General features: G+C 68.8%; 25 protein-coding genes and 5 pseudogenes. 18 read left to right on the plus strand and 12 right to left on the minus strand.

Features of this window, described 5'->3' with window-relative positions; all coding sequences use genetic code 11:
• The first annotated feature begins 141 nt into the window (after positions 1 to 141).
• From ACZ67M_RS34830 to ACZ67M_RS34875, 10 genes and pseudogenes are all read left to right on the plus strand, one after another.
• Positions 142 to 1,320 carry a sensor histidine kinase gene (locus tag ACZ67M_RS34830; protein WP_469854013.1) on the plus strand — a complete coding sequence of 393 codons (1,179 nt, stop codon included), beginning with the start codon at positions 142 to 144 and terminating at the stop codon, positions 1,318 to 1,320.
• Positions 1,308 to 1,976, plus strand: a complete 669-nt coding sequence (locus ACZ67M_RS34835) for a response regulator transcription factor (protein WP_469854014.1) — start codon at positions 1,308 to 1,310, stop codon at positions 1,974 to 1,976. The genes ACZ67M_RS34830 and ACZ67M_RS34835 overlap by 13 nt, the downstream gene beginning before the upstream one ends.
• A gap of 513 nt (positions 1,977 to 2,489) precedes the next feature.
• Complete coding sequence (locus ACZ67M_RS34840; RefSeq protein ID WP_469854105.1) at positions 2,490 to 3,194, plus strand: hypothetical protein; 705 nt, start codon at positions 2,490 to 2,492, stop codon at positions 3,192 to 3,194.
• 188 nt (positions 3,195 to 3,382) lie between these two features.
• Positions 3,383 to 3,862, plus strand: coding sequence for a DUF6896 domain-containing protein (locus ACZ67M_RS34845; RefSeq protein WP_469854015.1), 480 nt, complete (start codon positions 3,383 to 3,385; stop codon positions 3,860 to 3,862).
• 122 nt (positions 3,863 to 3,984) lie between these two features.
• Positions 3,985 to 4,197 carry a hypothetical protein gene (locus ACZ67M_RS34850; RefSeq protein ID WP_469854016.1) on the plus strand — a complete coding sequence of 71 codons (213 nt, stop codon included), beginning with the start codon at positions 3,985 to 3,987 and terminating at the stop codon, positions 4,195 to 4,197.
• Between the two features lie 221 nt (positions 4,198 to 4,418).
• A complete protein-coding gene (locus ACZ67M_RS34855; protein ID WP_469854017.1) occupies positions 4,419 to 5,984 on the plus strand; it encodes an alkaline phosphatase D family protein in 1,566 nt (521 codons plus the stop codon).
• 11 nt (positions 5,985 to 5,995) lie between these two features.
• Positions 5,996 to 6,856 (plus strand): galactose-binding domain-containing protein, encoded by an 861-nt coding sequence (locus ACZ67M_RS34860; RefSeq protein ID WP_469854018.1) that lies wholly within the window; start codon positions 5,996 to 5,998, stop codon positions 6,854 to 6,856.
• A 433-nt stretch (positions 6,857 to 7,289) separates the two neighbouring features.
• Positions 7,290 to 7,409 (plus strand): annotated as a pseudogene (locus tag ACZ67M_RS34865) (LexA family protein); the annotation flags it as partial.
• Positions 7,410 to 7,428: 19 nt separating this feature from the next.
• Entirely contained in the window at positions 7,429 to 7,620 is a 192-nt protein-coding gene (locus ACZ67M_RS34870; protein WP_469854113.1) for a hypothetical protein, read from the plus strand.
• A 103-nt stretch (positions 7,621 to 7,723) separates the two neighbouring features.
• Positions 7,724 to 7,922: pseudogene (locus ACZ67M_RS34875) on the plus strand (Ku protein); the annotation flags it as partial.
• Positions 7,923 to 8,226: 304 nt separating this feature from the next.
• On the opposite strand, the gene ACZ67M_RS34880 reads toward ACZ67M_RS34875, so the two are convergent.
• Together ACZ67M_RS34880 and ACZ67M_RS34885 are read right to left on the minus strand one after the other, a co-directional pair.
• Complete coding sequence (locus ACZ67M_RS34880) at positions 8,227 to 8,556, minus strand: branched-chain amino acid transporter permease (protein WP_469854019.1); 330 nt, start codon at positions 8,554 to 8,556, stop codon at positions 8,227 to 8,229.
• The gene (locus ACZ67M_RS34885; protein ID WP_469854020.1) at positions 8,549 to 9,295 is read right to left on the minus strand and encodes an AzlC family ABC transporter permease; all 747 of its coding nucleotides are present in this window, start codon (positions 9,293 to 9,295) and stop codon (positions 8,549 to 8,551) included. Before ACZ67M_RS34885 ends, ACZ67M_RS34880 begins: the two co-directional genes overlap by 8 nt.
• A gap of 89 nt (positions 9,296 to 9,384) precedes the next feature.
• Here ACZ67M_RS34885 and ACZ67M_RS34890 point away from each other — a divergent pair, with 89 nt between their 5' ends.
• From ACZ67M_RS34890 to ACZ67M_RS34905, 4 genes are all read left to right on the plus strand, one after another.
• On the plus strand, positions 9,385 to 9,816 hold the full coding sequence (locus ACZ67M_RS34890; RefSeq protein WP_469854106.1) for an Lrp/AsnC family transcriptional regulator: 432 nt from the start codon (positions 9,385 to 9,387) through the stop codon (positions 9,814 to 9,816).
• Positions 9,817 to 10,194: 378 nt separating this feature from the next.
• Entirely contained in the window at positions 10,195 to 10,533 is a 339-nt protein-coding gene (locus ACZ67M_RS34895) for a nuclear transport factor 2 family protein (RefSeq protein ID WP_469854021.1), read from the plus strand.
• The gene (locus tag ACZ67M_RS34900) at positions 10,533 to 10,931 is read left to right on the plus strand and encodes a nuclear transport factor 2 family protein (RefSeq protein WP_469854022.1); all 399 of its coding nucleotides are present in this window, start codon (positions 10,533 to 10,535) and stop codon (positions 10,929 to 10,931) included. Before ACZ67M_RS34895 ends, ACZ67M_RS34900 begins: the two co-directional genes overlap by 1 nt.
• A gap of 138 nt (positions 10,932 to 11,069) precedes the next feature.
• The gene (locus ACZ67M_RS34905) at positions 11,070 to 11,378 is read left to right on the plus strand and encodes a hypothetical protein (protein ID WP_469854023.1); all 309 of its coding nucleotides are present in this window, start codon (positions 11,070 to 11,072) and stop codon (positions 11,376 to 11,378) included.
• 292 nt (positions 11,379 to 11,670) lie between these two features.
• Here ACZ67M_RS34905 and ACZ67M_RS34910 read toward each other — a convergent pair whose 3' ends face one another.
• Positions 11,671 to 12,141, minus strand: a complete 471-nt coding sequence (locus tag ACZ67M_RS34910) for an RICIN domain-containing protein (protein ID WP_469854107.1) — start codon at positions 12,139 to 12,141, stop codon at positions 11,671 to 11,673.
• A gap of 225 nt (positions 12,142 to 12,366) precedes the next feature.
• Positions 12,367 to 12,537 (minus strand): annotated as a pseudogene (locus ACZ67M_RS34915) (helix-turn-helix domain-containing protein); the annotation flags it as partial.
• Between the two features lie 262 nt (positions 12,538 to 12,799).
• Here ACZ67M_RS34915 and ACZ67M_RS34920 point away from each other — a divergent pair.
• On the plus strand, positions 12,800 to 13,237 hold the full coding sequence (locus ACZ67M_RS34920) for a hypothetical protein (RefSeq protein ID WP_469854024.1): 438 nt from the start codon (positions 12,800 to 12,802) through the stop codon (positions 13,235 to 13,237).
• Between the two features lie 32 nt (positions 13,238 to 13,269).
• Complete coding sequence (locus tag ACZ67M_RS34925) at positions 13,270 to 13,602, plus strand: hypothetical protein (RefSeq protein ID WP_469854025.1); 333 nt, start codon at positions 13,270 to 13,272, stop codon at positions 13,600 to 13,602.
• Positions 13,603 to 13,794: 192 nt separating this feature from the next.
• Here ACZ67M_RS34925 and ACZ67M_RS34930 read toward each other — a convergent pair whose 3' ends face one another.
• Positions 13,795 to 14,775: a glycoside hydrolase family 43 protein gene (locus ACZ67M_RS34930; protein ID WP_469854026.1), complete on the minus strand. Its 981-nt coding sequence runs from the start codon at positions 14,773 to 14,775 to the stop codon at positions 13,795 to 13,797.
• A gap of 404 nt (positions 14,776 to 15,179) precedes the next feature.
• Between ACZ67M_RS34930 and ACZ67M_RS34935 the strand changes: the two genes are divergently transcribed.
• Complete coding sequence (locus tag ACZ67M_RS34935; protein ID WP_469854027.1) at positions 15,180 to 15,512, plus strand: hypothetical protein; 333 nt, start codon at positions 15,180 to 15,182, stop codon at positions 15,510 to 15,512.
• Between the two features lie 373 nt (positions 15,513 to 15,885).
• Here the strand turns inward: ACZ67M_RS34935 and ACZ67M_RS34940 are convergent, their stop codons facing one another.
• Together ACZ67M_RS34940 and ACZ67M_RS34945 are read right to left on the minus strand one after the other, a co-directional pair.
• Complete coding sequence (locus ACZ67M_RS34940) at positions 15,886 to 16,347, minus strand: hypothetical protein (RefSeq protein ID WP_469854028.1); 462 nt, start codon at positions 16,345 to 16,347, stop codon at positions 15,886 to 15,888.
• Positions 16,296 to 16,841 carry an ATP-dependent DNA ligase gene (locus ACZ67M_RS34945; RefSeq protein ID WP_469854108.1) on the minus strand — a complete coding sequence of 182 codons (546 nt, stop codon included), beginning with the start codon at positions 16,839 to 16,841 and terminating at the stop codon, positions 16,296 to 16,298. Before ACZ67M_RS34945 ends, ACZ67M_RS34940 begins: the two co-directional genes overlap by 52 nt.
• On the opposite strand from ACZ67M_RS34945, the pseudogene ACZ67M_RS34950 reads away from it, so the two are divergent.
• A pseudogene (locus ACZ67M_RS34950) lies at positions 16,779 to 17,064 on the plus strand (transposase); the annotation flags it as partial. The gene ACZ67M_RS34945 and the pseudogene ACZ67M_RS34950 sit on opposite strands and share 63 nt — an antisense overlap.
• A 632-nt stretch (positions 17,065 to 17,696) precedes the next feature.
• Here the strand turns inward: ACZ67M_RS34950 and ACZ67M_RS34955 are convergent.
• The 5 genes and pseudogenes from ACZ67M_RS34955 to ACZ67M_RS34975 all read right to left on the minus strand — a co-directional run bounded on the left by ACZ67M_RS34955 (position 17,697) and on the right by ACZ67M_RS34975 (position 22,157).
• Complete coding sequence (locus tag ACZ67M_RS34955) at positions 17,697 to 18,650, minus strand: hypothetical protein (protein ID WP_469854029.1); 954 nt, start codon at positions 18,648 to 18,650, stop codon at positions 17,697 to 17,699.
• A 235-nt stretch (positions 18,651 to 18,885) separates the two neighbouring features.
• On the minus strand, positions 18,886 to 19,326 hold the full coding sequence (locus ACZ67M_RS34960) for a hypothetical protein (RefSeq protein WP_469854030.1): 441 nt from the start codon (positions 19,324 to 19,326) through the stop codon (positions 18,886 to 18,888).
• A 693-nt stretch (positions 19,327 to 20,019) separates the two neighbouring features.
• Positions 20,020 to 20,097 (minus strand): annotated as a pseudogene (locus ACZ67M_RS34965) (transcriptional repressor LexA); the annotation flags it as partial.
• A 172-nt stretch (positions 20,098 to 20,269) separates the two neighbouring features.
• Positions 20,270 to 21,529, minus strand: a complete 1,260-nt coding sequence (locus ACZ67M_RS34970; RefSeq protein ID WP_469854031.1) for an SGNH/GDSL hydrolase family protein — start codon at positions 21,527 to 21,529, stop codon at positions 20,270 to 20,272.
• Between the two features lie 112 nt (positions 21,530 to 21,641).
• Positions 21,642 to 22,157, minus strand: a complete 516-nt coding sequence (locus ACZ67M_RS34975; RefSeq protein ID WP_469854032.1) for a carboxymuconolactone decarboxylase family protein — start codon at positions 22,155 to 22,157, stop codon at positions 21,642 to 21,644.
• Positions 22,158 to 22,251: the final 94 nt, after the last annotated feature.

Genomic DNA, 22,251 nt, shown 5'->3' on the forward strand with positions numbered 1-22,251 from the left:
CCGGTGCTTCGGCAAAGAGAACGTTCTTCCCCCTGCCCAAAGAACGACCACGTCCGGGCCGACCCATACTTTGGTATAGGACATCGCCGTGCGCCGGGACCGAGCTTGGCCGGACAGACGTTCCCGCTTACCGTGGCGTGCGTGATCGACGTACGGCAGACATGGCGACGTCACCCGGGGTCGGCGGATGCGGCCGTGGCGGCCGGGGCAGTGGTACTGACCGCGCTGGTGGCGAGGGCCGGTGTCGAGGACGTGTACCTGTACCCCCAGCTGTCCCACGGCACGACACTGCAGGCGGTCCTGCCGGCAGGCTGGGCGCCCGGCCCGCGGACCGCCCTCCTGCCCACGGTCGCCTGCGCCGCCCTGTACTGGCGTCGGCGCTTCCCGGTCGTCCTCACCCTCGCCCTGGTGGCCCTGTCCGTCTCCCTGCCCGTCGTTGTGCCGCTGTTGGTGACACTGTTCACCGTCGCGCGTCACCGGGGCGCGCGAGCCGCCACCTGGTCCGCTGCCGCAGCGCTGCTGCCGGTGGCGGCTCAGCCGCTGGTACCGCCCGGCGGCACCGCCGACCTGACGACCACGGTGTCAGCCGTGGCTCTGGTGGCCGGCGCGGTCGGCTGGGGTCTGTACGTCGCAGGCGCCGAGGAGCGTGCCGCGCACGCCGAACGGGAGGCCCGCCTGCTGGCGGACCGGGCCCGCCAGCAGGCCCGGCAGGAGATCGCCCGCGAGATGCACGACGTGCTCGCTCACCGCCTCACCCTGGTGAGCATGCATGCCGGCGCGCTGGAGTTCCATCCCACGGCCTCCCCGGAGCGCATCGCCGAGGCGGCAGGGGTCGTCCGGCAGAGCGCGGGGGAGGCCCTGGAAGACCTTCAGGGCGTCCTGCGCGTCCTGCGCACACCGCTCGTCGGCGACCACGCGCCGCCGCCCCAGCCCACCCTGTGCGACACGGACCGACTGATCGAGGAAGCCCAAGCGGCCGGAACGGAGATCGAGGTGCATCAGCGGCTCGGCGAACCGTCCACCATGGACACCGGAACCGGACGCACCGCTTACCGCGTCCTGCAAGAGGCCCTCACCAACCACCGCAAGCACGCCCCGGACACCGCGATGTCCGTGACGTTGACCGGAGGCCCCGAACAGGGGCTGACCATCACCGCCGCCAACCCCCTCCCGCCCCTCCCCGCGGGCCGCTCCCACCCACCGTCCGGCCATGGCCTCACCGGCATGCGGGAACGGGTGCGACTGGCCGGCGGACACATGAGCCACCGGCAGACCCCGACCGCTTTCCACCTCGAGGTCTGGCTGCCGTGGACCCCCTGACACGTGTCCTCGTCGTGGACGACGATCCCCTCGTGCGTTCCGGCCTCGGGCTGATGCTGTCCGGGGCTCCGGACATCGAAGTGGTGGGGGAGGCCGAGGACGGTGCCGATGTGCTGCCCCTGGTCGACCGGCTCCGACCCGATCTGGTGCTCATGGACATCCGGATGCCGCGCGTCGACGGCCTGGCCGCCACCGAGGCACTGCGCCGTCGGCCCGACCCACCGCACGTGCTCGTCCTCACCACCTTCACCACCGACGGTTACATCCTGCGCGCGCTGCGGGCCGGGGCGTCCGGCTACCTGCTCAAGCACACCTCGCCGGAACAGATCGTCACCGCCGTGCGCAACACCATGGCGGGCGAGCCGATACTCTCGCCCGGCGCCGTCAAACAGCTCATCGCCACCGTCACCGGCCCCGACATGACCGGCTCCGGCCAGGAACGGGACGCGGCACGGACGCGCCTGCGGCTGCTGGGGGAACGGGAACGAGAGGTCGCCCTGGCGGTGGCCCGGGGCAGCACCAACGCGGAGGTCGCCACCGAGTGCCACATGAGCCTGCCCACGGTGAAGGCACATGTCAGCCACATCCTCACCAAGCTCGACCTCAACAACCGCGTGCAGATCGCCCTGCTGGTGTACCGCGCCGGATGGGTGTGAAGGAGGCCCGCAGGACGACGGTGCAGCCGTGACCGGACCACGCCGGCCACGCCGCGGGCCCTCCTCGCACGGCCGCCACCCCCATGGGGCAACGGGCAGCCTGCGACGCGCAAGGTCCATCGGTTTCGAGCGCACCTGGTAGCAGCCGCGGCCCGGCCACTGGACCCACCGGACGTCGGGAAAGCACAGCGGCATGCGCTCAGGCACAGGCAGGCCGGAGACGCCCGTACGCGTCGAGAGCGTGAGTCAGCTCGGTCCGCATCTCATCGGTGGCGGCGGGATGGCCTGGGCTGAGGGATGACGTCCAGAGCCTCACCGAGGGCGGCGACTCCTTAATATGACGGGCCATCAATCACCGTGCTCTGCAAGGTTGTTGGCGAATCAGGGACAGTTTCGTGGAACCGACCGGTGGTTACAGGACCTGGACATGTGCAGGATCGTTTGAAGATCGAACCGGGCCTAGTGTGAGCGGTGTCAGCAGGAAACACACTGTCTCAACCACTGGAGATCATGATGCGTCCGCGTCTCGCAGTCCGTTCCGCTCGTCTCGTCCTGGCAGCGGCGGCTGTGACGGCCCTCGCGGCCACCACGACCGCGTGTGAGCCCGGTGACTCGGCGGATGCGTCCGGCCCCTCGTCCCCCGTCGTCTCCTCCGCCGGGGCCGGGAACGCCTCTGCCGCCTCCGACGACGGATCGTCGACGAGCGACACCACCTCTGCCGGCGGCTCCAGCGACAGCTCCGCCGGCTCCGGCGGTGGCGCCGATGACAAGGATGCTGAGGGCAGTGGTGGGAAGACGGGCTACGGGCAGTCCTGCGGCACGAACGATCTGGACTTCACGGTCGACTGGAAGTCCGCGCCCGATGTCGACGGCTACTACCTCGTGACTGCGAAGGCAAAGTCCGGCATCACCTGCTCCCTGGACGTCAACACCCCCACCGTGTCCTTCGGCTCCGACGCGGAGGGGCTTGCCTCGCCGGTAGGGCAGGGCGGCGAGGACCCGATCGAGCTCTCCGGCTCGGCCGTCGCCTACACCGGTATCAACGCCCAGACCACGAGTGGTGACACCGGTCCGCAGTTCGGGACGGTCGTCATCGCGCTCACCGAGGACGACCCCGAGCCGGCCGAGCTCGAGCTTCCCGACATGGCCACCGTGGACAAGCCCATCGTCACCAACTGGTCCACCCAGAGCAGCGAAGTGGTCCCCCGCCTCGTCTGAGGGGGACCGGACAACGGTCTTCCCGGTAGTGCAAGCCCCGCAAGAGCGCCTAGTCGAGCAGGGCCAGTGCGCTCTCGGGCCGGCCGGTGCCGCAGGGATTCACGGATCGATTCAGAATGCCGTCCTGCGGAGACGCCGGCGGCGCATGGAAGAATCCCTTCAGCCACGGGCTCTGGGGGTGACGTCGTATGGAACGGGTTGAGGCTGCGCGAGACCTGGTGCTCGGGTATGTCCGTGCTCTGAACGCGATTGATGGGGCCGTGAGGGTGTCGATCCCCTCGCTTGAGCGACTGGCAGATTTTCTTGGCCTGGCCCGTTCGCGCCGGATCAGCCGAAGTGGGGTCATCGGTACCTACTCCTACACGGATCATGGGGCAGGATGCCGGTTCGTCAGTGGCAACGGCACTGAGGTCGATGTGGACTTCGAAGCCAAGGGGAGCGAAGTCTTCGACCTCTGGCGGCTGCGCTGGTACGGGCTGAGCCTGCCGGATCCTCAGCAGGCGGCGGTACTTGTCGAAGAACCGACGCGGCCCCCACATCGCCGGCAGTCCCCGCGCTCACGCACAGGCCCCCGGCCGTCCGCCTCGTCGGCCGATGGTGCCAACCGTGCGCCTCACCGGGCACAACCCGACCTGCGTCCACGGCCTGTGCTGGCGTTCGGCGCGTGAGGCGTCGGGTGGTGAGGTGCCCTCAATTTTGGGCGGATCCCCCCCCGCGGCGACTGGGGCGGCGTGTCCCGGCGTGCGAGGGCAGGGGAATACCGTCTGGAATCTGTTGTACGCCTGGTGGCATGAAGCTCGGCGATCTCAGCCCGCTGATGGCACGCCGCCAGGACGGTGGTCTCAGCTTTGCCCGTTTCTGCGTCGACCCTGCCCTTGTGCCGCTGCAGTGGCCGGACGACGTCCTCAGGCAGTGGCTCTTCGACCACGGCGACAACGGCGCCTTCCCGCACGCAGCCGTTGCCCACGCCCCTGCGCTACTGCCCGCAACTCCCGAACTCTGAAGTCCATCGCATCCCTGAGCTGAGTGTTGCGACGACCAGAGCGGAGGCACCGGGTGGGTGGGGCCTGTGCAGCGGGGTCGGGGACGGAGAGGCACGGCGCGGGCGGGTCGGCCGGAGCATCTCGCAAATGTGATCGTTTAGCCACTGGACACAACCCATGTGTTCAACTGGCACCGCCAACGTTCACACACGTGAATCCATCTCCACTTCTTGCCCCCGCTGTGAGCGCGACAACGCGCCGGCGTTTCCTGACCGTGACGGCCGCGGCCGCCGGCCTAGCCATCTCCGGCGCGCTGCCCGGGGTCAGCCCCGCCACTGCCGCGACCGCCTCCGCCACGAAGCAGGACCCGTTCACGCTCGGGGTCGCCTCCGGTGACCCGTTGCCGGACAGTGTGGTCCTGTGGACCCGCCTCGCTCCCGACCCGCTGGCGCCGTTCGGCGGCATGGACCAGCGGACCTACTCGGTCCGCTGGGAGATTGCCGCCGATGAGCGCTTCAGACGAGTGGTCCGGCACGGAAAGGCGAAGGCCGCCCCCGAGTACGGCCACTCCGTGCACGTGGATGTGCAGGGCCTCGAGCCGGCCCGTGAGTACTACTACCGTTTCCGCACAGGCAAGTTCATCAGTCCGGTCGGCCGGACGAAGACGGCTCCGGCCCCCGATCAGCTGCTGTCGAGCATGACCCTGGCTTTCGCTTCCTGTCAGGCCATCTGGGAGGGCTGGTTCACCGCACACCGTGATCTGGCCGCCCGTCGCCACGACGTCGTGCTGTTCCTCGGCGACTACATCTACGAGTTCGGCAACGACCGGGGCGTTCGGCCGGGCGACGACGACATATTGCGGACCCGTCAGACGGTGACCCTGGACGAGTACCGCCAGCGCTACGCGTACTACAAGACCGACCCCGACCTGCAGGCGGCGCACCACTCCGCTCCGTGGATCGTCGTGTGGGACGATCACGAGGTCGTCGACAACTGGGCCGACCGGTACGCCGGAAGCACCCCCGTCGATGAGTTCCTGGTCCGGCGGGCCAACGCGTTCCGCGCCTACTGGGAAAACATGCCGCTGCGGGCGCCCCAGCGTCCGACCGGTACCGACATGCAGCTCTACCGCCGCCTGCGGTACGGGCGGCTGGCGGACTTCTCCATGCTCGACACCCGCCAGTACCGCGACGACCAGGCGAACGGAGACGGCACCAAGGCGCCCAACGAGGCCACGGCCGACCCCACCCGCTCGATCCTCGGCTTCCCTCAGGAGAGGTGGCTGTTCGACGGCCTCACCGCCTCGCAGGCCACCTGGAAGGTCCTCGGCCACCAGACCGCCATCACGCTCCTCGACACGGTCTCCGGCCCGAACGTGGCCACTCCGATGGACACCTGGGACGGCTACAGCGCCTCGCGCGACCGCCTCCTGGGCACCATCGACGAGCGGGGCATCCAGAACGTCGTGAGCCTCGCCGGTGACCTGCACCGCACCGCCGTCAGCGACCTCGCGCTCGACTTCACCGACCCGGACTCGAAGGTCGTGGCGACCGAGTTCGTCGGTACCTCCCTCACCTCGGCGCAGGACGGCGAGGACCTCGACGCCGGCGGGCGGGTGCTGCTCGAGGAGAACCCGCACATGAAGTTCGGCAACTTCCAGCGCGGCTACGTCAGCTGCGAGATCACACCGGAGGTGTGGCTCTCCGAGTTCCGGGTGTGCGACCGGGTCACGGTGCCCGACGGCACCGTGAGCACCCGTACCAAGCTCGCCGTCGAGAGCGGCTTCGCCGCCGTCCAGCAGGCCTGAGAGGAACGACCATGAAGAAGACTCTGACCGCGGCCGCTGTCGCGGGTGCGGTAACCGCCGGCATCTGCCTCGCGGCGCCGGCGGACAGCGCGGTCGCCGCCCCGGGCGGCAAGGCACGCTCGACGGTCGCACTGTCGGCCTCGCCCGCCGCACTGGCGGCCAGCGAGCTGCCGTGTCTGCCCACATCGATGACGGTGACGATGACCAACACCGGTGCCCAGCCCGTCTTCGAGGACGCCACACTCAGGGCCGAGGCTCCGCTCGTCCTGTCCGACACGCTGTTCTCCACGTACCTTCCGGCCAACGACCCGGACCAGCCGGTGTCCAAGTCGTTCAACGTGCGGGTACCGCGCGGGACGGCGCCGGGGACGTACGACATCACCGTGACCAGCGGCAAGCAGCGGGAGAGGGTGCCCGTCACGGTTCAGCCGGTCCCCGAGCGAGGCCCCGGGACCAACCTCGCCTACGGCGAGCAGGCCATCGCCTCCTCGACGCACGGCAACTTCACGCTGTGCGGAGCCGTCGACGGCGACAAGGACCAGAGCCACTGGGACACCCTGACCGGCTGGAACGACGCCACCCGGGCGGTCTTCCCCGACTGGTACGGCGTGGAGTGGCCGACAGCTCAAACGATCGACCGGGTCGAGCTCTGGACCAAGGTCCCCGCCGCGGCGGACGGCATCCGCGACTTCGACATCCAGGTGCGCGACGCAGGCACCTGGCGCACCGTCGCCCAGGTCGTCGGCAACACCCAGGAGCACGTAGTGACCACGTTCCCCGCCGAACAGACCGACGCAGTACGCGTCTTCGTCCACCTCGGTGGCAACAACTACTCGCGTCTGATGGAACTCGAGGCCTACGGCCCCCAGTAGAAGGTCCAGGCACCGCGCCGGGGCACCCCACCACGCGCGCGGGTGCCTCCCGAACTGCTGTCGAAACGCTGCTCTCCGACGTGCACAGAGCCAGCAGGAAACCCAGATCACTGGCAACGGCGCGGGTTCGAAAACCTGCCGCAGGACAGCCTCATCCTCCCACTGGCGTCGAACGACCCGGGCGAGCGCCTGCGCCGTTTCCGCGATCTGCCTCGTGTCGGAGCATTCGTGACGACGCTGACCACGCCACACCCAAACCGCCAAGACCCTGAGCAGGCCGGCCACGTGGTCAGGACTCCACAGGGCCCACACCAACATCAACCCGCCAGCAACCACGGCGCACAGCGTCCATGCCAGCATCCAGCGCTTTCGCATACCAACCAACGGCCGGGTGCCCCACCCGGTCACCCGGGAACCGCGTTGTGCACAGCGGGTGGTCTCGTATCCGCGCACCGTCGCCGAGATCGCCGAGCAGGTCGGCCTGCGCCCCTCGTCCGTGCACTCCCCACTGCGCGAGCTGGAGACGAAGGGTGCCATCCTCCGGGAGCCGCACCGCACCCGCGGATACTCGCATGACCGCCGGCCGCTACCACCTCACCCTGACCGCCGGCGGCCGCGAGATGCTCCACGGCTGGTGGTCCAGCGAGACCGTCGCCCGCAGCAAGTTCACGGCCTGGGTGGGCCGGCACGGCGACCCGCCGGAAGCCCACGTCACCCTCACCCACCGACGAGGAGACCGGCAGGACGTTGACGCAGTGGCCTGATCCCCGGTGATCGTCTGCGATCCTGTCCACCATGGCCCACCGTCCCCACCCGGTTGCCTTCGTCCTAGCCTGGAAGCGCTCGGGGCTGCTGCGGAGGTAGGCCATGCCCCGAACCGTGTGGTCAGGCGCCATCAGTTTCGGCCTGGTCAGCGTGCCGATCAATGTCACCGGCGTGACCGAGGACCACTCGATCCGCTTTCACCGGCTCCACCTGGAAGATATGGGCGGGGTGCGGACGCGCAAAGTCTGTGAACTGGAAGACCGCGAGGTGACGGCCGCGGAGATCGGCAAGGGCGCGAAGGCGAGCTGGGAGATGGTGCCGGCGAGCATGCCGGTGGCGGCGTGGCCGGCGAAGGTGGTGCCGTGGTCGGTGGCGAGGAAGAACGCGACGGGCCCGGAGGTCAGGGGCAGGGCGACGACCGAGCCGCCGATCTGGTGGCCGAAGCGGCGCCCGGCGAGGCCGGCACCGCTGATCAGCAAGGGTGTCACCACGACCTTGACCGCGATGTTCTGCACGGGAAATCGCTCCTCGTTCCGGGTGGAGTCGCGGTTGTTGTGTTCCGCCGGAAGGGCTCGGCCATCGTGACGAGCGGGTCCGGCGGCCGGTCAGGGGACGAAGAGGGTGCTGGAGAGGGCGACGCAGACCGCGGTGCCGGCGAAGACGCTGAGCAGGGCGTTGCGGCGCCACAGGTGCAGGGCGACGGTGACCGCGAGGCCCGCCAGGGGTGCGACGGCCCGGACCTCGGTGAGGGGCAGGGTGCGCAGGGTGTAGAGGCTGAGGATGACCATGACGCCGGCGGGCATGCGGGTGCTGAGGTACTGCACGGCCTTGTTGGAGCGCAGCGGGGTCAGGGCGGTGAAGGGCAGGGCCCGCAGTCCCCAGGTGATCGCGCAGCAGACGGCGGCGACGGCGAGCAGGTACCGGGTGTCAGGCATGGCTGGTCCTGGTGCGGGTGGTGAAGTGGCGCAGGAGAAGGCCGCCGGTGAACAGGCAGAAGGCGCACAGCAGCATCTGCTGGGGTGCGAGCAGGCGGGCGACGAGGGCGGCGAGCAGGGCGAGGGCCGGGGTGGGCAGGTCGTGGCGGCGGTCGCGGATGGCGTCCAGGGCCAAGACGACCAGCAGGGCGGTCATGGCGAAGTCCAGGCCGGTGATGTGCGGCGGGATCAGCGAGCCGAGCAGGCAGCCGGCGAGGGCGCCGATGACGCAGTAGAGGTGGTTGAACGCCTGGAAGGACACCATGCGCCTGCTGGACCAGGTGCCGGCCTGCCCGCCGGTGGTCATGGCGTACGCCTCGTCGCTCAGCGCGAAGGTGCTGTAGAGCCTGGCCAGGCGGCCGTTGACACGGTGCAGGGGGAAGGACAGCGCGTAGAACGCGTGCCGGCCGTTGACCAGCAGCGTCGTCAGGGCGACCGTGAGCAGCGGGGCGCTCGCGATGACCATGGGGATGAGCAGGAACTCCAGCGTGCCGGTGTACATGACGGCGGAGAAGAGGGGGGCGGTCCACCAGGGCAGCCCGGAGTGGGTGGCCAGCATGCCGAAGGCCAGTCCCATCGGGAACAGGCCCAGGCCGACCGAGGCGGAGTCCTTCAAGGCGGCCAGTACCTCGGACCGCGGCCGGTGCGGTACGCGGGCAGGCCGAGGAGGGTCGGCGACCCCGACCGGTTGTGTTCCCATGCCGCAATGCTAGGAAGAAATGCGCCTCATATGGTTGCCGATCAGGCCCGTAGAATGCCCGTGTGAGCAATGAAGTATCTCTGGATGCGATCGACAGAGACATTATGTTTCACCTGCGTCAGGACGGTCGGCTGACCAACGTCGAACTCGCCCGGAGGGTGGGCCTGACGCCGCCGCCGTGCCTGCGGCGGGTCAAGCGGCTGGAGGAGGCCGGCGTCATCACCGGCTACGGGGCCGTCATCGACCCGGAGGCCACGGGCCGGGGGATGGAGGTCCTCGTCAACGTCGAGATCTACGCCCAGGACCGCAAGACGATCGAGGAGTTCGAGGCCACGATCGCGGCCCACGACGAGGTGGTCGAGCTGCGCCGCATGTACGGCAGCCCGCACTACTTCATCCGCGTCGCGGTCGCCGACAACGCTGCCTATGAGTCCTTCGTCATGGACAAGCTCACCGGTCACCCCGCCGTCCTGCGCCTGGAGTCCCACCTCACCATGAAGAAGATCAAGGCCGAGAACTGACCAGGACGGTGCCCGTCCCGTGCGACCGCAGAGGACGGGACTCTCAGCAATCACTTCCGGCCTTGAATAGTGCAGGGGCGGAACACTGCCTCTTCACCAGTAAAACGTGATTAATTGCATCAGATTGACGCAACTTGCGGCAAAAACTTACTTTTCCTACGCGCTGGGTGCGACGAGACATCACCGCTCTGTGGCGGCGGATCTCGCTGTACGCCTCAGTTGGAGGCGGCAAGGGAAAGTAGTACCAGCGTCGGCGTGCCTGCCCGGGCCGCTGTCATGACGCGAGGGCAATCCCAGTCGAGTAATCCTGGGTTCCCGGTGCTATCTGATCTTGTAGACGGTCCGTTCCGGGAATCCCCGAAATGAACGGATGGCATCATGTCCGACCTTGAGCGCAACAAGCAGGTCGTCGTCGACTACTACCAGACCGCCTTCGGGGGGAACCCGGAGCAGGCGGTCGCCGACCATTTCGGCCCCCGCTACGTCCAGCACAACCCCGACGCCCAGGATGGGTCCGAGGCCTTCATCGGCTTCGTGCGCTGGCTGCGGGGTGGCTACCCGGATCTGAAGCTGCACATCAAGCGTGTAGTCGCCGAGGGGGACATGGTCGTCACCCACTCCCACCTCGACCTGGAGCCGGGCAACCCCGACAACCCCGGCCGGGACGTCATCCAGGAGGTACCCAAGCAGGCTGCCAACTCCAACGGCATGTTCTGATGCCAGATCTCGACCCGCGGCGGACACCCGCCGAGACCGTTCGCCTTCAGTACCGCGCCTCCGCGACCGGAGACATGGAGCTGTGGCGATCGGTCGTGGCCGAGGATGTCGAGTGGAGTGAATCGGCCGGCTTCCCGCTGGCCGGCACCTACCGCACCCCCAGCGCCGCCATAGACGGCGTCTTCACCCGACTCGCCGAAGAACGGGACGACTGGACCACCCACGACGACACCTACGTCACCGAAGGTGAACGCGTCGTCGTCCTCGCCCGCTACAGCGCACGCAACAAGGCAACCGGCAAGACGATGGAGGCACGGGCAGCCTACTCCTTCATCGTGCGGTCAGGCGGCGGACGGGATGGATACCGCAGTTCTCGAATAACGCCTCTTCACCAGTAGGTCCGCGCCACCGAGGACGCCGTCGTCGGCGCGGTCACCGGCCCGCCCGCCGCTCCCCGCTCTCTGCTGCTGGGCCGCTACGACGGCGCGGGCGCGCTCCGCTACACCGGCCGCACCACACCCCTCGCCCGCGCGGTGATGCGCTCCCTGGAGGGAGTGCTGCTGCCGGCGGCGGGTGGGCATCCGTGGGCGGGGCGCACGTTCACGGGCGGGTGGGGCAGCCGCGACGTCCTGGACGTCGCGCTCGTCGACCCGCAGCTGGTGGTGGAGGTCGGCGTGGACGTCGCCCGCGATGCGGCCGGTCGGTGGCGCCACCCTGGCCGCAGAATCCGTGCCGCTCGAGCCTTCCTCGAAGCCGCCGGGGTGAGCGACCCGGACCGGGTGCTGGACGACCCGGGCTGGGTGGAGTGGCGCGGAGGTCCTCCCCGTCAGTGGAACACCGCCTGAGCATCCCCGCAGGGGGCACCGGCCGGGCGGGTCTCTGTATCGGTCGGGGCGTGTCCGCACGCAATTCGAACACACGTGCAGACGCAAGCCGCCTGGAACGCCACCTACAACGCGCTCGCCGCACCCCGCCCCACCCTGGACGAACCCCCCTGCTGATGGCCATGCCGTGAGGGCACCAAGCTGGGTGCCGCTGCGGCGAAGCCCTGGTTGCCACGTGATCTTCCGTGGCAGGCTCGTGACTTTCCAGGCAGAGGGAGCGAAAAGATGAAGGACGGTTTCACTCTTGCGTGTGTCAGGCCCACTTCTGGTGGCGTGTGCCGGCGCACGGCAGAGTGCGCAGACCCTCGCTGCTGTCGTCGAGGCAGTGTCCGGTCGCGGCGTTCTTGAGCGTGATGGCGTCGTCGCCGCCGGCGTTGATGGTCCAGTGCTGGGCGGAGGAGTCGGTGCAGTCCTGGATGCGCAGGCCGGTGCGGGTGTCGGCGATGCACCTTCCGGTGGCCTGGTTGCGGATCTGGCGGGTGTCGTCGGAGAGCGTGTGGAGGGTCCACCACTGGTAGGGCAAGTGGTTGCACTTGTAGGAGCGCAGCCCGTAGTCGAGGCTGTCGTCGAGGCAGCTTCCGGTACTTCTGTTGATGAAGATCTGGGTGGTGGGCGGGGGCTTTCGGGGGTTGGACGGGGGGCCTTCCTCGCGCTGTTCGGTGCTCGAACCGTGTGCCGGGGGTGCGGTGGGGGTGCTGTTCACGACGAGCAGGGCAGCGAGCATGCCTGCTGCGGCTCCGGCGGCTGCGAAGGTCCACCGGCTGGTGAGGAGCGCACGCATTCGGCCCCGCTGTGTGGAGGGTGCGGGTTGCGGTGTGGTTGCCGGCGCAGGGTCGGGGACGACCGTGCCGGGGGGATCGTTCGGGCGGGTCTGGTCGGCGGCTTCCCACAGGGCTCGGTACTGGGCCGGGTCGGCGCCCAGCGCCTGGCACAGGTCACGGACGACGGGCCAGGGCGGGACGGTGTCGCCCCGGAAGTAGCGGGAGAGCGATGAGTCACTGATGGCAACCTGCTGTTCGAGGGCGCGCAGGGTGCAACCGGAGCGTTGCTGCAGTTCCCGAAGAGCCTGTCCCAGCCGGCGTGAGGGAGAAGGACGGGCGGGTGGCCGATCGGTCGTCACGGTGGTCTCCGAACGCGTGGGAATGGTGTCCTGCCGACTGCTTCAAGTCCCGGGACACAGACGTCCCAGCAGGCCAGAAATGTATGGATCCCGAAATAGCTGAAGCAAGCGGGACTGCATGGTCATAGGTGACCAACCGCGGCAAACTCGGCGTACCGGCTGCGGAGATCACCTCCAGGGGTGAGCGCACCGGTTCTCCCTGGCTGTGCCGGCGTGCGCCGGTTGACGGCCGTCTCACTCGTCAGTGGAAGGAAACGCCGACATGTTTGTACACACGCTGCTGCCCGCTCTGGCCGCGCTCGCCGTAACCGGAGGTGGGCTCGGTGCGGCGGCGTCCGCTTCCGCCGCACCGGCGCCGGTCGCGGCGGCGGTGTCCGTCGTCCAGCCGGCGGCCGGACACGAGGTCCACCGCGTGGCGCCGGCCGGTGCCACGCAGGCCGCACCCGTGCAGGACAGCCCGCGCGCCGCCTGCCTGGTGATCACCGCCCAGGGGGGCGGCCATCCCACGATCTTCAACCGGTGGGCGGACGTCCGCAACGACTGCGGGCGTCACATCGGCCGGGTCACCGTCCAGCTCGACTACCACGTCGACCCCACGTGCCAGGCCCTCGCGCCCGGCCAGTCCGCCCGGTACCACTGGATTTCGACGCTCCAGGAGAACATCGAGGCGAACTACGCGTACGAGTGCCCCGGCCCCTGACCCGCCGACCGACACACTCGAGGGAGCAACTCGTGCGCAATCTGAGCAAGCGATTCGCCCGGCTCGGCGCAGCTGCCATGCTGGCCTTCGGCGCCTTCGCGACGCCGGGGCAGGTTGCCTTCGCCGCGCCGGCCGGGCCCTCCGCGGCCCCGGCCGCCAAGCCGTCTTGGCCATGCGGCTTCTCGCACCACAAGGGCGTCCCGCAGTACGGGGACTGGTACTACAACTGCACCTGGGCCCCGGCACACATCACCATCAAGTGGGCCGACGGCCACGTCAGCTGGTCATGTGTCGAGGCTGACATGGCCAAGCGGCTCGGTGATCTGTACACCGTCGAGGACGCCTGGATCAGCGCGAGGTGCTGATCGACCGGCCGGTCGCGAGTCGTCAGAGCCACCCCATCTTGCGGTGAGGCCCGGCAAGATCTGTACGGCATGAGAGAACCGGCCGTTGAACAACCCGCCGAGCCCCGGGACTTTCCGGGGCTCGGCGGCCTGAGAATGGGTAGACACGCGCCCGGAGCCGACGGCGTCTGGGGTGTCAGGTGGTCGTGCCGATCAGGGCGATACCGGACCGGAGTCGACGGTCAGCCGACCGTCACTGAAGGACAGACCCGCCGCATACATCATGCGTTGTGATCGGTCAGCGTTCCAGCCATGGAAGACGATCCTGTCCCGGCCGTCCGCACCGACCACCACGTCCTGACCACCCGGGCCCCGCACCTTGCCTGCCAGGGTGCCCGTCGTCATCAGCGGCGCGTCCGCCTTGACGTAGGGGCCGGTGAGACGGTCCGCCACCGCGTATCCGACGCCATAGTCGTCCGTGCGGTACGGCCCTCCCGAATACAGCAGCACGTACTGCTGGCCCCGCTTGATCAGCGTGGGCGCCTCCACGACCTCGCTTTCCCACTGCTGATCCCATGTCAGCAGCATGACCGGATCGCCCTGAAGCCGGGTTCCGTCCCCCGAAACAGGCTGCAGGTGCAACGAGGCCCGCATGCCGCAACAGTTCCCGTCGTTCTTCCACACCACATACCGCTGCCCGCCCTCGCTGTAGTGGGCCGCGTCGATGGCGCCTCCCTGCTCCACGGGACAAATCAGCGGCTCCTCGCCCACTGGGCGGAAGGGCCCCTGCGGCGCGGCGGACAGGGCGGCACCGATGCACTGACGTCCGCTGGCCCGGTGGTGCGCGGTGTAGTACAGCGTGAAACCACGGCCATTGTCGAACACCTCAGGCGCCCACACCCGCGGCTCATGCGGATCGACCCACGTCCCCAGCACGGGCAGCACGTCACGCGCGGCAGCTGACCAGCGCCCGAGATCCAGCGATGTGGCCCGCTGCACGTTCTTGCCGTTTCCGCTCGTGGCATAGGCGTGGAACACGCCTTGCGCCCTGACCACGTCCGGATCGGGAAAGTTGATGTCAAGGACGGGCCCGTCGCCGACCGCGCCGGCGTGGGCCGGTGAGAGGCAGACCGCGACCGCCGCAGCGAATACCACTACGCGGCGCAACCAGCACCGCAAGACCTCACGCAACATTGCTCCATCTCTTGAAGAGTTCCACCGAGAGCACGCTCGGGGCACTCAACGTCTGCTAAGGACAAACGACACGGCCGACGCCCGCCAGGTTGATGCACCGCGCGACGGTGCGGCACTTCCTGTAGTTGCCGCGGCCGAAAGCCGTGGCCTGCCACCCCCACAGGTCATCGCAGACAAGGCCTACAACTCCTACGGCTTCCGCTCCTACCTGCGAAAACGCGGCATCGCACACACCACCCCCGAGAAGGCGGACCAACAACGGCATCGCTACAACCGCGGCCGCCCTGGTCCGCAGCCTCGCCGCCGCACCCGCCCCCGCGCCCCGAGCAGCCCGCCGCGCCCTGCACGCAGCCGAACACGACCTCGACCGCGCCGGCAGCGACCGGCCCGCCTGGTGCACGTGGATGTCCGAGGCCGACCTTGCCGTTGACACCGGCCAGACCCTCCTCGACCTCGACGACACCCGGCGCGCCCACCAGCTCCTCACCCACGGTGAACACCTGCTGCCCGCCAGCCGGGACAAGACCCGCGGCATCTTCCTCGCCTACCAGGCCGCCAATCACCTCGCCCATCACGACATCGAACCCGCCGCCGAAGCCGCCGCCCACGCCCTCGAACTCGCCCGCCGCACCCACGCACCCCGCTGCGAGCAACTCGTCCAGCGCCTCACTCCCGCCTTCCACCCGCACACCCGCCACGACGCCGTGGCGCGCTTCCTGTATCTGGCGAGCGACTGAGCACGTCGCTCCGCTTGATGTAGGGCGACCGGCCACCGAGAGGGCTGCGAGCTGCGCCAGTTGGCCCGTGCCCGTGGAGCCGTCCGGGCCGCGTGACCCGGTGCCTCGGTCGACCAGGAGCAGGGGCGCGACAAGGGTTGCGCCTGGCTGTTGCGCCTACTGTTGCGCGACCCGACGGTCCATCCTGTCATCCGTGCAGGTCACCAAGCTGTATGGCCGTGGTCGGCCTGCTGACCTCCCCGTTGCGGCCGCTTGGCCCATTTCCCTGGCTGGAGTGAAGGAGGAAGGGACGGGCGGGATGGGCGACGGCGGCCGGGGATCGTAGCGCGCTTACCGGTGTTGCGCATCGGCGGGCCGCCGCGCCCAGCCGCCGTCAGTGCGGCGGCGACGTCAGGCGGGGGACGTCGGTGGGGGAGAGGTCGGGGCGGGCACGGTGCCAGCGCGCGGAATGGCGCCACCGGCCGGAGGCATCACGAGCGACATCGACGCCGACTTCCACCACCAGGCCGGGCTCGACCAACGTGACGTCCAGCTGCTCCCGGCTGCTCCATCCGGCGGAGAACGACCAGCCCGTCCACGGATGCCCGCGCCGTCCCGCCTCGAGCAGGCCGGCGACTGCGGTGCCTGCCACTCGGGCGAGGGTCGTGGTGCGGCCGACGTACTGGAGGCGGCCTTCGACGTCGTACCTGCCGAGCAGCAGCGTTTGCGGGTCGGTCAGGGAGCCGGTGACCGCACCGACGACCGCCTCGCTCGTCTCACGGACCTTGTACTTCTCCCAGCCTCTCACCGACGGCTTGTAGATATCGGTGAGCCGCTTGAAGACCACCCCTTCCATCCCGACCGATACCCACGACAGTCACTCACGCGCGGTGTCCGGGTCGGTGGTGGACGGGCACAGTGCCCACGGGGCGAAGAGCCGGGGGCGGCGAACACCGACTCCAGCGCCGTCCGACGGCTGCGGTACGACCATCCGGTCGTCACGGTCCCGATGAGCCTGAGCAGGTCGAACGCCACGAAGTGGGCCGGCCACTCCTGAGCTGCCCGGACTGCCCCGGACCCGCGTCGGGCAAGCCAGTTCTGCGAGCGCTCAAAGGCGAGGCGCCGCGCGGCGTCCCATACGACCAGCTCGCCGTCCATCGCGGTCGCATCCGGCAGCTGCACGGACCCGGCCACAATCTCTGGAAACGCCGGCCCCATCTCCGTGCCACGCCGGGAGCGCAGGATCACTCGGCCCGCGTCGACCGAAACGGCCGCCCGAAGGCCGGCGCGGCGGGCGACGGCGACTGGCTGGTGTCGGTCGACTCCACGGTCGTCCGGGCCCAGCAGCATGCTGCCGGGGCTCGAAAAGGGAGCTCTGCGAACCGGCCTGCGGCCAGTCCAGGGGCGGTCTGACCAGCAAGATTCACCTGACCTGCGACGCCGGGGCCGTCCGCTCGGCTTCGTCGTGACGGGCGGCAACACCAACGACTGCACCCAGTTCACCGCCGTGATGGAACAGATCCGGGTGCCCCGGATCGGACCCGGCCGTCCTCGCGTCCGGCCCGATCACGTTCTGGGCGCGGCCCTCCTCGTCGTCGGTCAGCTCCCCGTGCGCCGGCTCCAGGTCAGAGCCCGCCGCACCCACGCGCTCGCGCTGGGCGGCGCGGTCTTCGCCGTCTCCTGCGCCGCCTTCGCGGCGACGGCGTACCTGCCGCATGGCGGCTGGCAGCTCACCGGACTGGTCGCCATGACACTCGTCTACACGGCCGGTGAACTGATGCATACGGCACCGTCCTCGGCGCTCGCCGCGGCTGTCGCACCCGCCGCGCTGCGCGGGCGCTGCCTCACCGTCTACCAGCTCACCTGGGGCGTGGCCGCGATCATCGCCCCGGCCGGCTTCTCGGCGCTGCTCGACGTGGCCGCTCCCGTGTTGTGGGCCGTGCTGGGGCTGTCGCTCGTGTTCGCGTGCACGTGGGTGGTGAGGGTCTCGGGCTGCCTGTCCGACGCGGCCCTGTACCCGCTGCCCCCAACGACGGCGACGCCATCCGTCTCCGCGTCCCAGCCTCGGGCACGACAGCCGGACCTGCGGGGAGAGCCCGGCTCGCGACAGGACACGGACGCTTGACCAGCCGCTTGTGGGGCGGTTCTGGTGGTGCCCGGAAAACCATGGAGCCAGAGTCGCAGGCAGGCGAGGGCACCGTCGCGTCATGGCGGAGACGTTACTTTTGTGCCGTTGAGCGCTGCCTTCTTCTTGGACCGCGACTTTTTTGGCCCCTTCGGACTTGCTTTGTCCTGCGAGGGTTCAGGTGCGGTTCGCACCACCCTGGAGCCGCCAACGGCTGTGCTGGTCTGCAGTACCTGGTCAATGATCTGCTGCCGTACCTTCTGCGCGTGTTCCACATCGAGGCCGGCAGTTAGCCGCTCGGCCGTCAAGTAGTAGCTGTTAAGCACGGGCTGGTCGAAGTATCGGTTCAGCTGGCCGATGGACTCCCGGTACAGCAACAAATACGTGCGTGACAGGTACGCGGAGAACACGGTGCTGAACAAGGCAAGGGCGCCGATAAACCAGCGGATCTCCTCGATCGGCACATACACCCCACCGATGGCGGCAGCGACGAGAAGAACCAGTCCCACATTCATGGCAGTCCGCGATGACTTGAACGACTTATCAGCTTGTTCAGTAACGATGTCATGGTACGTCTTGATCTGCCCCTGGTTCAGATCCATCAACGTGGCCAGTTCAGTCGTCTTCTTCAGCTGCTCCAGCACCTGTTGATGACGTTCTCGCTCAGCTTTTATCCGTTCGGCGAAGTGCTTGTTCTGATTCTTCATGTACGTGCGTCGGGTGATGAACCACGGAATAGAGGCAATCAAGGCGGCGGCGAGTATACCGCCGAAGATTACCCCGATAATTGCGAAACTGTCGGAACTGAATCCTGGGGAATTTTCGCTCCCCTTTGAGCTTGAGTCAGACAACTGCCCGAAGGCGACTATTCCTGCTGCGGCAATGGCGAACGCCGCAGAGGTTGCAGCGGACCGGTAAGTACTCCTGGTGTGACGGCTGTATCCCGAAGTCGAAAAACCTGAAGATGAACTGATGTGAACGGTACTGTTTTCTCCAACAGCCTTGATTCTGGCATCATCGTCCATTGCCGCCATGTTCCCCCTTTGACAGGGTCGGCAGCGTAGCGGGGGACTAGTCTTGTTGGCAGGCTTTCTTTACTTTTGCGCCAGGATCGTGACGACGTCGCCGGCCGCAGTCACGAGGCCCGGCGGGCGGCGGCCGGCACCCTCAGTCCGCCGGTGGAGGGTGGCACGGTTCCGGCCGACCCAAGTCACTGCCCGAGGGGCGCATGCGTCGTTCACAGGGCGGCGCTTGGCAGGGGCACAGGGGTCAGCGTTTGACGCGGTTGCGGACGGCGAGCACGGCCAAGGCGAGAAGGACGGGTTCGGTGAGACGTGAGGTCATTTCGATGTAGGTGCCGGCGGTGGTCAGGTCCTGGCCGGAGGAGCGGAAGACCACCGAGTTGAGGGTGACGTTCAGGGCCTTCTCGAAGCGCTTGCCGGTGAACCGGTCGCCGGTGGGATTCTGGGGGTCGTCCTTGTCGATCTCGAAGGTGACCTTGCCCCCGCCGGCCGGGACGGTGCCGGTCGCGGTCTGCTTCGGGCTGTCCTGGGCGAGGCCGCAGGTCATCAGCAGGACGATGGTGAGGCGCATGGCGGCGCCGAGCCAGGCCAGGGCGCGGGAGGCGCGCAGGCCGTAGCCGGACAGGGCCCAGTACGCGGTCAGCAGCCCTCGCTCGCTGCGGGGGATGTCGCCGGCGTGGCGGCGCATCTCCATCTCCCCGTAGTAGAAGTCCGCTGCTCCCGGCTCGTGCTTTTGGTCCTCGAAGGCCTTCCGTAGCGCCCGGTACACCGGCGCCAGCTGCAGTGGCCCCGCCCGTCCGGGACCGTGGACCCAGCCCTGCACTGCCCCGGCCGGCTGGCGCGCCAGTGGTGCTCCTCTGCCAGGACGCGCCGTTCGGTGAACCGCACGGGCGGCCAGTGCCTCCAGTGCGTGGCTGACGGTGCGGTGTTGAAGGTGCAGGCCCCCTCCAGGCGGAGTTGGTCCAGGTGGACCGTGCCGGAGAACAGGCAGTCCCACAGATCCAGGTCGGACAGGACCAGATGGGCCGCATCCACCCCACGCAGCGACGCCACCCTCACTCCGGGGTCGTACGCGCTCGGTAAGGCATCCTCGATCAGATGCCGGCCGTCGTTGAGCACGAACAGATCTGGCTCCGCCGCGATCGTGAGGGGGTACTCGAACACCGCATGAGCGAAGTCCACCGTGGTGTACCGCAGACGTATCTCCGCTGTCGATGACCAGTGAGTGCGATGGCATTCAACACGGCGCGCAGCGAGTGAGATGGTCACCGGGTTGCCAAACACCGCACCCGACAGCACGACCCGCTCAGCACACACCAAGGGCCCGAGCTGATGGGCCTTCTTGAAGCTCGCCATCTCGAACCTCGCGTCGTCCGTGACTCGCTGCCTCGACCATTGAGTCACCGACGACCTTCAGCACAAACAGCCCACCGTAACTGACGAGCTGGCGGGCTCGTGGCAGGTGAAGCGGAATGCCGCCTCGAACAGCGCGAGTTCGAGAGAGTTGTCGTAGGGCCGGACGTCTGCCATCCCCTCATACTGCGTGCCCAGGCGAGCGGCGTCCGCCGGGGTGTGACCTACTGGCCCCCGGCCGCGCGGTCTTACGGACGATCAGCACCACGACCGCGCATTCAGTCCAGCAAGGCGAGGTCGATGGCGTCAGCCATGGCCCGGTATCCGGCCGGGTTGGGGTGGAGGTGGTCGCCGATGTGCAGGTCGTCGCGGATCGATCCGATGCCGTCGGGGTCCAGGGCGCCGGCGAAGTCGATGACTGCGTCGTAGGCGCCGCTGGTGCTGATCCAGTGGTTGACCTGGCTGCGGATGTCTTCTCCTTCGGGGGTCCAGCCCGCCGCGCCCTGGTAGGGGGTGAGCGTGGCGCCTACGATCCTGGCGCCGTGGGTGTGGGTGGCGCGGATCAGTGCGCGGTGCCCGTCGATCAGCTGGCGCGCTGTGACCGCCGGAGGATCGTCTCCGGTGCGGTTTGCCGGGTCGTCGGTCTGCTGGATGTCGTTGATGCCGATGAGGACGATGATCGTGCCGACGCGGGGCTGGTGGAGGACGTCTCGGGTGAACCGCGCGATGCCGGCGTCGCCGCCGAGGGGCGAGTCGGTGAGCAGTCTGTTGGAGCCGATGCCTGCGTTGAGGACGGGGCGGGGGTGGCCGGTGGTGAGCAGGCGGTGGGCGAGGAGATCGGGGTAGCGGTCGTTGCCGTCGATGGTGGCGCCGAATCCGTCGGTGATCGAGTCGCCGAAGGTGACGACCGCGTGAGGCAGGGCGTGTGGTCCGGATGTCTCGACGCCTTCGAGGTAGTACCAGGATCCGTAGGCGGGTTGGACCGTGTCGGTGTAGGAGGTGGCTTGGGGGTCGCGGTGGTGGTCGCCTTCGGCGCGGTAGGCGGTGGCCATGGACAGCTGGTGGTAGGTGGCGGGGCCGCTCGGTTCCTTGAAGTACAGGGTGATGGTCAGGTCGTCGAGGGGGTCGGTGGGCAGGGCGACCGGATCGCTCACGGTGCGCCCGCGCGCGGGGACGGTGTGGGAGGGGGAGCCGGCGAAGCGCAGCGTGCGCATGGTGTCCGGGTCCACGGCCGCGCCGCCGGTGGCGCGGCCGATGCTTGCGCCGGTGAGTCGCAGCGGTGAGTCGCCGTAGGCGTTGGACAGCCGGATCCTGAGGTGGGTGCCGCCGGTGTGTATGCGGACGACCTGGCGGAGCGACTGGTTGATGAAACCCTGCTCGGCCCACGTCTCGAACCACGGCGCGGCGGAGGGCCGCATGACCGGCGTTGTCCACGCGCCGTGCCAGACGGCGGGGCCGGCCGCGGGAGAGGGGGCCTGGGCGGTGGAGGCGGGCGTGGCGTCTGAGTGCAGGGATGGTCGAGCCTTGGGGCCGATCATGACGGGACGCTCCTTCTTCGCGGTGTGCAGCGTGGTGTGGACGGGCAGGGGCGGGTAGGCCCGGCGGCCGGCGTGAGCCGCTCGCCGGGCCCGTGCGGGCGGGTGCAGGGGGTCAGTCGGTCTTGGTCGTGCGCCACTGCTCGGCCATGGAGACGCCGGGCAGGGGTTTGCCGATCAAGGCGAGCGGGACGAAGAAGCTGACCTGCCCGATGGCCATGGCGAGGGTGGCCAGGGCCCTGTCGTTGTAGTGCTCGGCCGCCCACGAGTACAGGTCGTCGGGTACGCGCTCGCCCTGTCGTGCGGGCGTGAGGACGGCTTCCACCAGCGCCAGCGCGGCCCGCTCGGCTTCGGTGAAGTAGGGCGCGTCCTTCCACGAGGCGACGGCGGCGATCTTCTCCTCCGGGACGGCGGCACGGCGGGCGTTGGCGGTGTGCATCACCGTCAGGTAGGTGTTCTCGACGAGCTGCCCGGCGCGCAGGTGGATCAGGGTGATTGTGCTCCGGGGCACCGCCCCGTTGCCGATGATCTTGAACAGGGCGGCGCTGACATTTCCGAGCTCGGGGACCAGCTGTTGCGGGTCGGAGAACCGGGAGGTGAGGGTGTCGAGTCGGTTGGTCGTCGTGTCCATGAGTGGTGTTCCTTCTCTCTGTCGCGGGCTGTTCGCCGGCTCGCCTGATCGGCTCGCCTCACTGCACTGACGTCACCCGCCAAGCGAAGGTGAC

Source organism: Streptomyces sp. NPDC107500 (assembly GCF_055582785.1).